This window comes from Vibrio sp. Isolate33 (assembly GCF_022397895.1).
Lineage (GTDB): Bacteria > Pseudomonadota > Gammaproteobacteria > Enterobacterales > Vibrionaceae > Vibrio > Vibrio pomeroyi.
Genome location: NZ_JAKEUP010000004.1, coordinates 208247 through 224963, shown reverse-complemented (window position 1 = coordinate 224963; position 16717 = coordinate 208247). Strand labels below are relative to the sequence as shown.

The 16717-nt window shown below is 44.6% G+C and carries 2 protein-coding genes; both read right to left on the bottom strand.

Translation table 11 applies throughout. From position 1 onward, the window contains the following. Window positions 1–125: 125 nt before the first annotated feature. Window positions 126–5705, bottom strand: coding sequence for a non-ribosomal peptide synthetase (locus L1D37_RS09590; protein WP_239847749.1), 5580 nt, complete (start codon window positions 5703–5705; stop codon window positions 126–128). After that, on the bottom strand, window positions 5702–16705 hold the full coding sequence (locus L1D37_RS09585; RefSeq protein ID WP_239847748.1) for a non-ribosomal peptide synthetase: 11004 nt from the start codon (window positions 16703–16705) through the stop codon (window positions 5702–5704). Before L1D37_RS09585 ends, L1D37_RS09590 begins: the two co-directional genes overlap by 4 nt. Window positions 16706–16717 lie beyond the last annotated feature (12 nt).

Here is a 16717-nt window from a genome sequence, read left to right as displayed (position 1 = left end):
CTATGAACCAATTGTAATAAAAACACAAACAATAACGATAATGGTTATCATTGCGATTAATAATTTAACGGAGTGTACCACGTAATTTTCAAAATAAAACATTTCAGCAATAGATATTTATAAAATTATTCACAATACAAATGTCTGTATAAGTCTTTGATTACTGTATTGTTCTGTACGATCCCTAAATGATCCGTATCTATAACAGAGGAATATTGAAGCTTGTTATGCTTATTCAACCCTTTTGATAACAGCTCTGAGCGCCCATTTGGTTGCCCTGCCCACCAACAATGCAACTGGGTTTTTATGCTCGGTAATTGATACCCACGACACAAAGCACGCATGTGTTGTTCCACAGCCCAGCTATAGAGCATCTGTTGTGCATTGTCCGCCATGTAGCGGTCGAAGTGATTTTCCGCTAACCATGTATTAAAGACTTCTGACCACCTTCTAGGGGGTACGGAGTCGAGCAACTCTAAACATCGCTGCCCTTGAGCTTCCGTAATTGAACCGAGCAGCAATGAAATATGCTCGATGAGTTTGTTTTTTGAGGTTGGTGAGTCCCACTGATCTTCAGCAATTTCAGTACCTGGCACATAGCAATCAAGTAACCCGACGAATGCAATATCGTCACCATTCTTCTCTAAACGTAGTGAGATTTCCTGAGCGAGTGCCCCGCCCAAAGACCATCCAACTAATCGATAAGGGCCATGAGGCTGGATCTGTTTGATCGTTTGGTAGTAGGTGTCGGCCATGTCATTAAACGAGGAATCAAATACGCTCTCTGATGCAAAGCTCTGTGACTTTATGCCAAATACACTTCTATCACCTTCAAGTGCTTGTGCGAGTCTCTGGTAACCCGTCACACGCCCTGTCACAGGGTGAATACAAAAAACAGGTTCATTCTCGCACGCTGTATTATTGAGTTTGTCTACCAGTCGCAGATTGGCAATGCACTGATTACTCTTTGCTACTTTCGGTCCTTGTTTCATAGCACTGACAAGCGCCGTTAAACTCTCAACGTATTGCTCTGCTATACGCTCGATTTCCGTCAATGAATAGTGCGTTTTCGCAAATTCCCATGACAGGCTTAACTGCCCAGACACAACCTGAGCATTGACGACAAGTGGCGTCAGCATCTGATTTAATCCAGATTGAGGTAGGCTTCCGTCTTCTATAGGTGTACACCAGTGTGCGAACCCATCACTTGAGTACTGGCCGAGATAGTTAAACGTTGCACTTGCGCGATAACTATCATTAGTCTCTTTGTTTAAATACCTAACGCCATAGCCAATGCCGCCATCTTGCTTAACGCTCTCTAAATAGTCATGAGTTTGGTTGAGCACACCTAGAATATCAGGTTGGAAATGCCCAATCATTGGGTACAAACTGGTCGTCCAACCCACCATTCTTGATAGTTCAACGCTAGAAAAAACAGAGGCTTCTCGACCATGTCCCTCTAAGTAAAGAGGAACCTCAGGTTGCACTTCATTCGTTAATGCTGACACTAACGCAGCAATCAACACGCTTTGAATATCTCCGTGATTGGTGTTTGAAACACGCAATAACGTTTGAGTGAAGTCATTCGATAGCTCAGTTTTGTAAACCTGTTTATCTTGATAAAGCGCAGGAGGAAGCTCTTGATTACTCTTGACTGAATTTGACGATTTCTGGACCAAATCATGCCAAGTGTATTGCATCAACTCTCCCTGTTCAGTAGTCGACCATTGTTCAACCTGACGGACGGTTTCATCGATTTCACTCGAATTCGACATTAACTGGATAGCTTGCCCCGCAACTTGTTGTTGATACGCCTTCCAAAGGTCATCTAACAGAATTCGCCAAGACACACCATCCACTGCTAAGTGGTGAATAGCTATCATCAAACGATTTGGGGATTCTGAACATTGCGCGTAACCAGCCTGAATTAATCGACCAGTATCGATATCCATGCTTTGATGAATCTCTTGTGCAAATGCTGAAAATGCGTCTTCAGAGCTCACCGAGCTTATCCAAAGGTATTGGCGTTCTTGATAAGGTTGATACTGTTGTTTCCAACGACCTTGATGTTGTTTGAAAGCGAGCCTCAGACTTGGGTGTTGTTTAACCAACGCTTGAATCGCCAATTCCAAATAGTCGGTATTCATGTCTTGTTTAAGCTCAACACAGATATGCTGATTCCAATGATCAGGCTCAGGAAACTCTTGAGCAAAGAAATGCGCCTGGATTGGCATTAAGCCAAACGCTTCTTCGGTCAAAACACGCTCTGTTGCGGCCTTATGGATATCCAACGCTTCGGCTAGGTCAGACAACGTTTTGCCTTCAAAGACTTGCCGTGGTGTTAAGTTGTAGCCCGCAACACGTACTTTACTCACCATTTGTAAGCAAAGTATCGAATCACCTCCCAATGCAAAGAAGTTATCCGCACAGCTCACTTGATCGATGCCTAGTAGCTGCTGCCATATATCTACAAGCAACGCCTCTTGTTCGGTTGTAGGTAACACAACTGTCGCGATCGATTGAACGTTCTCATCCATCGCGGGGAGCGAGGCTCTATCAACTTTACCAGCAGGTGTTAAAGGCAATTTATCCAAGAGCATTAATTGGTTTGGTACCATGTAATCGGGTAACTCTCGTGAAAGTGCTTCTAGAATTTCATCGAGATTGAAGCGCTCAGGCTCGCTACTCTGCAAATAACCAAACAACTGTTTGTGTTGGCCGACCTCTTTCGCTGCAACAACGCAATGCTCAACCTTAGAGATGGATTGGAGGCGACTTTCAATCTCTCCTAGCTCAACGCGAAATCCTCTTATCTTAACCTGTTGGTCTACACGGCCTATGTATTCCATCACGCCATCGTGGTTCCACCGAACCAGATCACCAGTTCGATACATACGCTGACCTACTCGTGCGTTATTGCTATGTCTATTGCTCGTGTCATCGAGATTAAACGGGTCAGGCATAAACCGCTCAGAAGTTAAGTCTGGTTGGTCTAAATATCCACGAGCCAACCCAACCTCTCCACCGATGTATAACTCCCCAACGGCGCCAAATGCGACCTTATTGAGCTGCGAATCCAATATATACAAACGACGTTCGCCGACAGGCTGACCAATCGGAGCATACGCACTGTCCAATTTATCCTGAGGGTATGCGCGCCAAATCATCGGAGTGACAACCGTTTCTGTTGGTCCATAACCATTGATAATACGAGGAGGATTCACAACCTTTTGCAAACGTTGATAGGTTTCAGCGGTAAAAGCTTCACCACCAAGTGTCCAGGAGCGAACAACGATAGATGGTTTTTGATATTCTATCCAATCAAGCAACGGACCCACGTAACTCGGCGGGAAACAGGCAATAGTAATCTTTTCATTGCGCAGTAGCTCGCAAGTTTTCTCCGCACTCCACAACTCTTGATCTCGGATCACAAGCTTGCTACCAAACGCTAACGGCACTGTCCAACGCTCAACCGCACCATCAAAGCTAATCGAAGCGAAGTGGAGCTCAACGTCTTCTGGTGTCATACCATATTGCTTCCCAATGGTTTGAACATGCATAGACAAACCATTGTGGTTAACTGCCACGCCTTTCGGTTTACCTGTCGAACCGGAGGTATAAATGATGTATGCCAATTGCTCAGGGAGTATCGTTGGCATTAATTCAGTTGGTAAACATTGTCCGTTATCTAAAGATTGAGTTAGGTCTTGCAGACGATAAACTAAAGAACTTACTTTCGGTGATGAAACGTCAAACTCAAATTGAATGTTTTGCCAACGTAGCTCTAAGCCTTGCTGCGTAATCACAAACCCTGCCTTAGAATCTTGAACCATATATCCAAGACGCTCAGTTGGATAATCAGGGTCTAGTGGTAGAAATGCCCCGCCCGCCTTCATGACTGCAACCATAGAGACAATCATTTCGACGCCTCTCTCGAACAGCACACCGATCGCTTGATCTCGAACTACGCCTTTAGTGACAAGTTTGGACGCCAATTCTGATGACGCCGAATCCAATTGCGCGTAGCTCAACTCAAAGTCATGATGCTTTAGTGCGATGGTATCAGGTCGTGCTCTGGCTTGAACTCCAACAAGCTCAACAATTGACTGAAACTCCCACTCACCTTCTGGCTGCGAAAGTTTTTCTAGAACAGATGCATCGTGTCGTGTGAGGTGATTGATTCGAGCTAGGCTGATATCTACATTCGATTTCAGGCTGCCGATTAGATGTTCAAGTACAGCATTCAACTCAACCATCGCATCAGAATCGATTCGATCTTTTGAGTACGTGAGCACGACACATGTTTTTCGCTCTGTCTCACGTATATCCAGTGCAATATCGAATAACGCAAACTCCCCGTTTTGTTGCTCAGCCTTCAATGTAAGTTGACTATCTAATTGAATCTCATCAGCCAACGAACTTTGATGGTTAAAAAGCACTTGAAACAAGGGAGTTTGTCCTGCTTTTCGTTCGTAATTCTTTGGCTCACCGTCGTTTTGCTCAGTCGTGAAAGCACTGACTAACTGATCGAATGGCAATAGTTGATGTTCTTGCGCGTCAAGTACTTTGTTGTGGGCTCTTTCAATCACATCAGATAAAGAGCTGTTAGGCGTTATGGATTGCTGAATAACCATTGTATTCACAAAAAAGCCTATCAGATTAGACACTTCGTGGCGGGTACGATTCGCCATCGGTACGCCGACTGATATATCTGTGCGAGACGTTACCTTGGCTAAAGCAGCCTGCCATATCCCTAACCATAAGCTCGAAGTCGTTACCGACAACTGACGCGCAATCTGTTTTAGTTTGTCAGATTGCGACTCATTGAGTTCATAGGTGATCGAATCAGCAATGCGTCTTTGATTTGGTGTAACGTCACTATGCCAAGGGAACAGTGGGCTTTGATCTGTTTGTAAAAGCTCACGCTTCCAAAACTCAATATGTTGCTGCCCTTTCCTCGCATCCAATAACGCGCTTTGCCAATGAGAATAATCACGATATTGAATCGCTAACTCTGGCAATTTACCTTGTTGATAAAGCGTAACGAGTTCATTTAAAAATACGCCAATCGACCAACCATCAGAAACGATGTGATGCATGACAAGCTGTAGCTTCCACGAATGATCACCGGTTCGTAAACATTGCATACGAATTGGCAGTTCAGTCTCAAGCTCAAACGCTTTGCCAATAAACTCCTGCTCTGCGTCTTGAATTTGCTCTTGATTCCAACTTTGAGCATCAACACCAACCGGATGCATCACCGCCGCTTTGTCGACAAACTGAATAACCTGCTCTGTGGTACTGGTAATAAAGCGTGTTCTCAGCACATCATGACGTTCTAAGACTTGGTTGACGAGCTGGGTTAATCGGTCAATATCCAAATCACCATTAACTTTGAACGTCCCCGACATATGGTAGGCACTGTTACCTTTGTCTAGACGATAAATATCCCACAAACGTTGTTGTGCCGGAGATAACGAGACTTGCTGTTCAGAACTAACCGCAACAATAGGTAGTTTTTCGAAATCTAAACCTTTGTTACTCAGCAGTTCGATAAACTTGATTTGCTCTGGTTTTCCCAGTTGTAAAAAACGTTTTGCTAACGCATGTTTATCGATTTGTCCTTGATTAGTGGCCTTGGGTTGAGTCGTCGCTTTTGACTGACTCTTTGTTTGTAGATTGTTCTTGTCTATTGGGTCGTTCATAGCAGCTCCAGCTCGTCCATCAATGCTGCCATGGCATCGAATTCGTCTTGTTCATGTTCATTTTGTGTTTGATATTGAGCTTGCAAGCTATCCGTTAACGCCTGCAGGTTATTGGCCTCGAAAAAGTCTTTCAGTACCACCTCTAAACCAAGCTCTTGATGTGCTTTAGCGACCACTCGAGTTGCTAATAGTGAATGACCACCCAGAGCAAAGAAGTTATCGTCCAAACCCACTCGAGGGATTTCTAGAACCTCTTCCCAATTACTCGCAAACCATAATTCCAACTCCGTCTCCGGAGCGCGGTATTCGATTGATTGCCATTCCGGTGCAGGTAGAGCTTTTCTGTCGCGCTTACCATTTGGAGAAAGTGGCATTTCACTCAGCCCAATCAATATCGTTGGCACCATGTAGTCAGGGAGATGTTCAGAAAGGTGTTTGTTCACGAGTTCTTGTTTGTCTTGATCCCAATTGGAGTCGATGACATAGCCAACCAATTGATCGCCAGTTTGATGCTTAAACGCGATCACAGCTGACTCCTCTACCCATTCGAGTTGATTAATCACATTTTCGATTTCTTCTAACTCAATGCGTAGACCGCGAATTTTGACTTGATTATCCAAGCGACCCAAATATTCCAATCGACCATCAGCAAGTTGAATAACCTGATCTCCCGTTCGGTACATTCGGCTTCCTGGCGCTCCAAACGGATTGGGTACGAATCGGTCTGCGGTAAGGTCCGGGCGAGCAAGATATTCACGCGCTAATCCAATACCCGCTAAATACAATTCACCAGGAACACCAATCGGCACAGGGTTCCAGTTGTCATCAAGTACATGTAGCTGAGTATTGCTGATCGCATAACCTATCGGGATACGCTTAGACACGGGTAACTCACACGGCCAATACGTCACATCGATCGCCGCTTCAGTAGGCCCGTATAGATTGTGCACTTCAACAAGAGCGTTATTAAGCACTTGGCCAACAAGGTCGGCAGGCAATGCTTCACCACTACAGATAATGCGTTTTAAAGAGACACAGTCTGATATGTCTGTTTCTACCGAGAACGCGTTCAACATCGACGGTACAAAGTGAAGTGTTGTGACCTGTTCTTGTTGAATGACTTCGGATAGGACACTTGATTGGCGATGAGCGTCAGGCGGCGCGATCGCTAAGCGGGCGCCAGTCATCAATGGCCAGAAGAACTCCCATACTGAAACATCAAAGCTAAATGGCGTTTTCTGTAACACACAATCGGATTCATTGAGTGCATACTCTTGTTGCATCCAATTCAAACGGTTTTGTAATGCGGCTTGAGTGTTCACCACTCCTTTTGGTAAACCCGTTGAGCCAGAAGTAAAGATCACATACAACGCCTGTTCTGGATGCCATTGCACTAATGGAGGCATTGATGACTGCGCTGAGGTATCTAACTGGCTTAAATCGAGATATTCGCAGCCCTCACTTTCTGGCCACAAGTGCATTGAGCTTGAATCCGTAAGCAGCAAGTCTATATTCGCCGACTGCAATATATACTGAAGTCGTTCTGCCGGATAACTTGGGTCCAATGGCACATAAGCACCACCAGCACGAGTGATAGCATGCAAACCAACCACTAAGTCAAACGAACGTTCAAGTCCTAAACCAACACGTGTTTCACTAGTAACCCCTCTCTCACGCAGCCAGTTAGCGAGTTGGTTAACACGATCATCAAATTGTTTGTATGTAAGGGTTTTACCTTGCATAGATAAGGCGACGGCATCTGGTGTTTCTTCAGCTTGCTGTTGAATCGCTTGTGACGGCGTCACTAAGTTACCCCAATCAAGTGAGGTGTTATTGAACGCTCGACTTTGCTGTGTTGCATTCTCATCGATCAAATGAAGTTGGCTAACTAACTTATCACTATTTGTAGCTACCCTAACTAAAAGCAATAGCCAATGATCAAGTAACGCTTGTGCGAAATCTTGTGTGAAAATCGGTGATACATAGCTTATGAAACCATGCCATTTACTCTCAGACATCTGTTGAACGTCCATACCGATTTCGAGCTGAGCATTCACAACACCTGGATCAAATGGCTCGACATCGAGTCCTTGCCAGTCGAACAATGATTGCTCATCAAAGCTCTGGAAGTTGAAACTGGTTTGGAACACTGGGTGGTACCGCAGATTTCCGGTAATCCCAAGTGATTCAACCAACATTTCAAATGGGAAGTCTTGTCGCTGTAGTGCCTGTTCAGTGAATGACTTCACTTGATTCAGTAAAGCAGAGAAAGACAGCTCTCCACTAAATTGTGCTGGAATAACCAAACTGTTGATGAAGCAGCCTTGCATCGTCTGTGTTTCAATCTGTGTTCGACCTGCGACCGGCACACCGACACGTATTTGCTCTTGACCGGAATACTTGTGCATCAGCAAGTGCCACAACGTCAGCATGACATTAAAAGGAGTCGTGTTATGCGCTGCCGCAAGTGCAGTGATATTGGAAACTTGCTCACTTGTCAGTTCAAAGTGGAGTCGGTTACCTCGCGTATCCGCTTGAACTCTAGACACGTCACTGTGCAATACCAGTGGTTCAATGTCATATTTCAGCGCATTCAACCACCATGCTTTTTGTTCGGATGCTTCTTCAGATTCAAGCCACTGCTTTTGCCAATTCGCATAGTCTACGTACTGCAAATCATTAGTAATTTCAGGTGTTCGTAGCCCCTGTCCTTTCCTTTCCTCTTCACTTCTGATCATGGACACATAGCAATCAGCCAATTCTGAAAGCAGTTGCTGCATGGAGATTCCATCAGAAATAATATGGTGCGCGACAATAAGCAATTCGCCCTGTTTAACATTCGCTGATGTCTCAGGTTTTTCATTCTGCGATGTTTCAGGTTTAACGATTATCCAATCAAATCGAATCAACGGCCCTTCAGAAAAATCAAAAGGGGTAGCAATCAGATCTTGGTAGGCAGACAACCTTTGTCCATCGGTTGCAAAGTGCTCATGAAGACCTAGAGGAATTTCTCGCTCAGCATGAATAGATTGCATCAGCTCACCTTCAACCTGGCTAAAGTTCGTCCTCAATATTTCATGACGCGCAATCAGCATATTGATTGCTCGCTCAAGAACCGTGACGTTTACATCCCCATTAAATTTAAGTCCTAAAGGCATGTGGTAAGCGGCACTGTTTGGTAGCAGTTGTTGAACGAACCACAATCGTTTCTGTACAGCAGAAGCCGGCATGTATGGCAGTCGTGACACGCGCTCGATGACAGGCATTTCTCTTCTACTCTGAGTGTCTGACAAAACACATTGAGCAGCAAGGTCTTTAAGCAAAGGCGTATCAAATACCGCCTGTAATGGCAGCCTGATGTTGTCTTGTTGGTTCAGCCTTCCTACAAGTTGAGTCGCCAATAGCGATTGACCGCCCAAAGCGAAGAAATCATCCTCACGGCTTATCTTCTCTTTGCTAAATAGTACTTGCCATTGATTTGCTAACGCTAGCTCCATCTCCCCAATTGGCGCTATATACTCTGAGCTAGCTTCCTCTTGCCAGTTTGGCATCGGTAGGCGCTTTTTATCGACTTTACTTGCTGGAGTTAAAGGAATCTTATCCATTTTGACAACTTGGCTAGGCACCATGTAATCAGGAAGATCTCTGGCAAGATCTTTCAGAGCCTGATCATTAGATAGCTCGTTATCGCTTTGTATGTATGCTACCAGCTGCTTACCTGATGGGCTATCACAAGCAATGACCGCACACTGCTCCGAATCGGTGATCTTTTGTAAGCGAGATTCTATTTCACCAAGCTCAACTCTAAACCCTCGAATCTTAACCTGTTCGTCGCTACGACCGAGATACTCCATAACGCCATCTGAACGCCATTTCACCACATCTCCGGTTCGATACATTCGCTCACCATTACTTGAGAATGGATCAGGAATAAAACGTTCAGATGTTAGATCAGGACGTTCAAAGTAACCTCTTGCGAGCCCAACTTCTTCCCCTATATAGAGCTCTCCTGAAACACCTGCAGGAACACGGTTTAATGCCGAATCCAACACGTATAAAGTTCGATTTCCGACGGCTTTCCCGATAGGTGCGTAAGCACTTTCTAATTCAGTTTCTGGGTAAGCTTCCCAAATCATTGGCGTGACAACGGTTTCGGTTGGCCCGTAACCATTAATGATTCGTTTAGGTTTTAGAACGCGTTGCAATTGGAAATAGGTATCACGAGTGAAGGCTTCGCCACCTAATGTCCACGAGCGCACATAGAGTTCGGGGCTACAGCCTTCAATCCATTCTAACAATGGCAGCACATAACTTGGTGGGAAACACGCAATAGTGATCTTTTCGCGCGTTAATACATCACAGGTTTGTTGCGCGCTCCACAATGATTGGTCTCGAATGACCAAGCGTGAACCGAATGCCAATGGCACAGCCCAACGTTCAATCGCACCATCAAAACTGATTGACGCGAAGTGTAGCTCTACATCGTTTGCTGTCATGCCGTATCGCTGTCCGATGGTTTGGACGTGCATGCTCAACCCTTGCTGTGACACACAAACTCCTTTCGGCTTGCCAGTCGAACCCGATGTGTAGATCATGTAAGCCAGTTGGTCAGGTAATATCGCAGGTTTTTGGCTGAGGGTTTCAGTTAAATCAAACGAGCTATAACTAATAGTTTTAGCTTGGTTCCTGATACGATTCGCTAACGATTCACTCAATAAATCATGAACCAAAACACGCGCACCGCTGTCTTTGACCATAAAGTCTAAGCGCTCTTTAGGATATGAAGGATCTAATGGCAAGAACCCCGCCCCCGCTTTCATCACGCCCATCATTACCACCAGCATATTGCAGTCACGCTCAAAGAGCACACCAACAATATCATCGCGTTCAACACCTTTAGTAATGAGCCTCGACGCTATCGCATCACTCTGTTCAACCACCTGCTGATAAGTTAAATGCTGTCTTTGTTGTCCATTATTCACCTCTACGTTCGATACTAGCGCTTCATTATCCGGACGCAGTAACATCTGCTTTGCCACTAAGTCGGTAAACGGTTCAAATGTCCAAGCCTCTGGTTCACGGTCAAATGAACTAAGCTCTTTCACCTGCTCTGGAGCCAATTCAGGCAATCGCCCTAAGTCTTCCGTTAAGTGTTGAACCAGTTGAGTTAAATAGTGTCGATTAGTTGCACACAAAGCGTCTATTTGCTGGGGTGTAAACTTGCCCTCGTCGTAAGCAAAAACAATGCGAAGCGACTCGCTCGGCAAAATAGCCAAGGTTAACGGGTAATGGGTAAACTCATAACTTTCAGGCTCACCAATGCTAAATTCTCCGTTCCCTTCACTATTTAGAAGAGCTTCATCCAAGGGGTAGTTTTCAAAAACCACTAAGGTGTCGAATAGGTTTTCACCAGACCACCCAGTTTGTGCTTGGATATCAGACAGAGAAGAATAACTGAACTCACGCTGATCACTGGATGATGTTTGAATCTCTAGCATCCATTCAGATACTGATTTAGAAAGATCAATTCGATGCGAGATAGGCAACGTATTAATAAACAAACCCACCATCGAATCACTATGAGCCAGCTCTGTCGGACGCCCCGCTACCGTATTACCAAAAACTGGGCTCTCTTGCCCGGTGAAGCGGTTCAATGTCAGTAGCCAAGCTGCTTGAGTTAACGTGTTAAGCGTCACACCCGCTTGTTTTAGCTTAGGTAACCATTCGCTGATGGTCTCAGATGAATAGTCGTCATTGTAACGATGGAAACTGGATACGTTAGAATCGGCGACCTCGGCATTCGGTTTACCAAAAGATTCAACCAAACGTGTTGGTGATTCCATGTTTTGAAGGTAGCGCTGCCAATACTGATTAGACTGCTGACTATCTTGGTTCTGTATCCAGGATAAATAGTCTGCAAACTCACCTTTGACTGGTGCAACAGTATGACCTTTATACAAGGCAAACAGATCGCTGAGTAGTACACCCGTACTCCAACCATCCATTAGAATGTGGTGGATCGTAAATATACACTGCACTTGATCATCATAGGTTTGAACGAAATCGACGCGCCACAAAGGTTTTACTTTTGCATGATCAACAAACTGCTCTAGCTCAAAGCCTTGCTCAATCGTTTTCTGCTTGTAGGAATCAAGGTCAAATTGGCTACGCTTTCGAACATCCAATATCGTGTAATCCAGACTAAGTTCTGGCCATTCGGCAAGGTACGCCCCACCATCAAATGAGAACAATGTAGAACGCAGCATTTGGTGTCTATTCATCACACCTTGCCAAGCATCAATCATCTTGGTCACATCAACGTTGTTTAAGGGCAACGTTATCTGGTTGACGTACGTACTGTTACTTTCAGACAGCTTCGCGTGGAAATATAGCCCTTGCTGTAAGGTTGATAACGGTAAAATTGTTCGAGGTAATGAGCTTGATGAACTGGCACCAGCACAAAGTTGATTTAATTGGGTTTGAGTCAACTCAACCAGTGGTACATCGTTGCTGGTTAATACCGGATTGGCTTCAATAAACAGTTCATGTAAGCGTTCGATGCTGCTATCAAATGCCGCAGGTAGTGCCTCAACTTCAACTTGTTTGAAATTGTGGCTATCCAACTCAACATCCCATGTTAAGTTCTCAGTGTGCACAGAAGCATTAATAACAATCGCCGCATCTGCAGCGTTTGATTCATCACGCCATAAGCCCGTATTTGTTACCTCAACTGCGTCATTCATCTGTTGAGTAAGATTGCCTAAATAGTTAAACAGCACATCCATATCACCAACATGAGGCCAAAGATTTTGCATCACACCAGCATGGAACGTAACGCCGCCTAGCTCGTCTGCACTAGAATTATCTTTGAGGGATTTTACCCACTCTTCCAACGAATCAAGAGCAGGAACGGTTTGCGGATATAATGATGTGTACCACCCGACAGTTCGACTTAAATCAATCCCAGAGTCCTCGGTATAGCGACCGTGAGATTCACGATGAATGGTTAACGCCTTTCCTTGGTTTAACGTACTGACCGTTAAAGCACTCACAATGAATGCAATTTGTTCCTGAGTGAGGCGAGCAAATTCTTGGCCAGCTTTATTTAGAGCATTGATTTTTGATACAGGAATATGCCATTGCATCGCAATAGGCTTTCCACGTTTTCTCAGATAAAGCGGTGGTTTCGTTTGCTCTGCCCAGTACGCTTTTTGATCTTTAGATATCGTCAATGTACTTAAGGTATGGCCCCAGTTACCTTGATGATGTGTCTTTTGACCCAATGAGAGTTCAGGTGATGCTTTTTGAGACTTATCTTGAGTTTCATAAGCTTCTTGATGTGCACTATAAAGCTTAGCGAGGTCTTCAATAATCACTGGCCACGAAAGTGCGTCTACAACGAGATGGTGAATCGCAATTAAAATTTCGCTTTGCTGACTAAGTTCACCCTGTTTGTTCAGGCTGCGAGTTCCGACAGCACCAATTACACCATGAGTTAGATCTATACTCGCCTGAACTTGTTCAAGGTTTATCTCGTCTTCAAATGAATGAATAGCAAACTCGGCGTTGTCTTGATAATTTGCCGTCGCTTTTAATGAAGAGTCCGACGAATGAGCAAAGCGCAGTCTCAATGCGTCGTGGTGTTCAACAAGACCTTTGAATGAAGCAGTCAATCGTTCAACATCTACTGGATAACGCCAGTTAAACTGAATGAACTGATTACAACGACTCAGATCAAAATGGTCGATGTATCTTTGCTGAATGGGTAACAGTGCGACTTCGCCTTGAAGCTTAATCTGTTCAGCTTTCAGCAACTTGGTTTCGGTTAGATTGTCCGCCATATCACTTAACTTCGGAAAATCGAAAACTTGTTTTGGCGATAACATGAAACCTTGTTGACGCAACTTTCCGACTAGTTGAAGAGCAGTAATCGAGTCACCACCTAGCGCAAAGAATCGGCTATTCGCTCCAACACTCTTCACCTTAAGTAGATCACACCAAATATCAGCGAGAACTTGTTGTCGCTCGTTCTCAACTTCACCTTGTTCGGTGTGTAGCTCAGACCAATCAGGAGCAAACAATTGCTTTCTATCGACCTTACCTGCAGGTGTCAGAGGCAACTTGTTTTGCACAATAATACACGCAGGTACCATATAATCAGGCAGCGTTTGCCCTAATTGATCAATCCATCGCGCTTCTTCATTTCTATGAGTACTTTGCGATAAAACATCGTTTAGTTCGGCATCATTTGCTTGAGTCTCGCTTTGCCGACCTTCATTTAGCTGAACATAACCGACTAGCTTTTTACCCGTAGGAGATTCATGATCGACAACAGCACAGAACTCCGCCCCTGAAAGCGCCTGAAGTTGGGATTCGATCTCCCCTAGTTCGACACGGAACCCACGAATTTTTACCTGTTGGTCTACCCTACCTAGGTACTCCATGATGCCATCATCGCGCCACTGAACGAGGTCACCCGTTCGATACATCCTCTCGCCATTATTAGAAAATGGATCAGGAACAAAACGTTCAGCAGTTAAATTAGGCTGTTTCAAATAGCCTTCAGCTAAGCCCACTTCAGAACCAATGTACAACTCGCCACTGCAGCCAAATGGCACTTGGCTTAACTCAGAATCAAGTACATACAGCTTTCTGTCACCGACTGGAGTTCCAATCGGAGCGTATGCGCTCTCCATTGAGTCTTGTGCATACGCTTCCCAAATCATCGGCGTGATAACCGTTTCTGTTGGACCATAACCGTTAATGATTCGTGGCGGCGCTAACACGTCTTGGATTCGTTCAAAGGTCCCACGAGTGAACGCTTCACCACCCAAGGTAATGGATCGCAGTGCCAATGGTGGTTTTGTCGCTTCAATCCAGTCGAGTAACGGGCCGACATAACTTGGAGGAAAACACGCAATGGTCACTTTTTCTTGTTGCAGTACATCGCAGGTCTTTTCCGCGGTCCATAACTCTTGATCACGAATCACTAAGCGAGAACCAAAGGCTAACGGCACAGTCCAACGTTCAACCGCACCATCAAAACTAATCGATGCAAAGTGCAGTTCAACGTCATCTTCACTCATGCCATATCGCTGACCAATCGTTTGAACGTGCATGCTCAAACCTTCATGAGATATGGTGACGCCTTTTGGCTTTCCCGTTGAACCAGAGGTATAGATGATATAGGCCAGCTCTTCGGCCAACGGACGTTTAAAAGAATTATCTGAAGGCAAACCTGAAAGCTCTGCACTCTCAACACAGAACTGAGTAACACCGTCACTACCGTTTAATACATCAGTGCATCTAGACCTAGATTTAGAATGAGTCAGGAGTAGCTCAGCACCACTATCTTCCAGCATAAAATTCAATCGTTCAGCTGGATAATCTGGGTCTAATGGTAAGAAAGGCGCCCCCGCTTTCAGAACGGCGATCATTGAAACGATCATATCGACGCCACGTTCCATCATCACACCAATCGGTGATTTTGAAGTGGTACTTTGAGACAAAATCGAATGCGCCAACTGGTTTGAACGAGTCTCCAACTCTAGATAGCTCATTGACTCGTTTTGGTGTTTTAACGCAATACTATTCGGACACTTAACCGCCTGCTCCGTCACTAAATCTGTAAACGGAAGATAGTGCCAAGAGTGATCACCCGAACCATATTGGTCTATTAACCTCATGTCCTTGTTTGAGATTGCGTTTACCGACGCTACAGCTGCATCTGGTGATTGAACAATGGTCGTTAAGTTTACTTTAAAGCTTTCGATGAATTTGGTGATAAACGGACGAGTGAACTTCTCTTTTGCATAGACAAACCTTAACGGTGTATCGCCTTTATTAATAACGTCCAACACCAATTCAAACGGTGTTTCTAATACTGGGAATTCTTCAAACTCGGCTGAAACGCCGTTGGTATTAAGTGAGAATTTACCACCGTGATTCCGAAAGTTCAGTGCCGTTGTAGGAAGTGGTAAGTCGCCGACTAGCACTTCTAATGGAGTACTTTCGTAAGCTAGCGACGCTTTCATTGAAGCATGAGTGGTGTTGATTAACTGACACAGCGTCATTTCTGCGTCAATGCGGTAACCCATCACAGCACTATTCACATAAAAACCGACCGTTCTGCGATTCTTGGCATTTCGGTTTAGAGCGGGAACACAAATTGAAGGATGAACATTAGAAGAGTACTGGCGCAGCGTTAGCATCATTGCCGATGCCAAAATCTCAAATTTGGTCGCGCCTAACTCACTGGTTAACTTTTTGATTGATTCATTGGTTTCGTTAGACAAGCTAACAAGCTCATGTCTCGCCCCGTAAGTGTCTTGCGATTGGTCGTTAAGATTTGATATCGAGAGCGACTCTTCACCGATAAACTGATTCTCTACCCATGCCGCTTTCTGTTGTTTATATAAATCAGACGTTTCTGCACAGGCCTGCTCTGCTGCGTAATCAAGATAACTTTGAACCTCTTTCCCATTGTAGGTTTTGCCTGCAACCGAATTAACCAGCATCTTAATTTTGATTTGAAATGACCAAGCATCAGTGACGATGTGGTGAGTCGAAAGCAACACAGCGAAGCGATGCTCACTGACTTGATAAATACAACAGCGAGCAAGATTACCTTCCAATAAATGGAACGGTTGTTGCCAACGTTGGCGAGCATCTTGATGAATAGCTTCAACCTTATGCGAGCTACCCTGCATGTCAATACAGTCATAATCAACAGGATTAAAAGGCAACACGCGCTGAGCTGCTTTGCCTTCGATTTCAGAAAATTGACTCCGTAGCGAAGGAAATACCGAGACCATTTCGTTTAATGAATGTTGAAGCTTTTCAACAGTAACACCGTTACCTTCAAACCAAAGTAAGCCACCCAGGTTATAGGCTAAGCTCATCGGTTGTAATTGTTGGAATAACCACAAACGTTGTTGAGAGTATGAGAGCGGGTTCCAAGCGGTTACGGAATCCAAAATTTGTTCATCATCCACTGACATTTTATTACCTAA

Bases quoted from the DNA above. Each gene is read 5' to 3' on its own strand.
- L1D37_RS09590 (WP_239847749.1), bottom strand. From the start codon at position 5,705: ATGAACGACCCAATAGACAAGAACAATCTACAAACAAAGAGTCAGTCA.
- L1D37_RS09585 (WP_239847748.1), bottom strand. From the start codon at position 16,705: ATGTCAGTGGATGATGAACAAATTTTGGATTCCGTAACCGCTTGGAAC.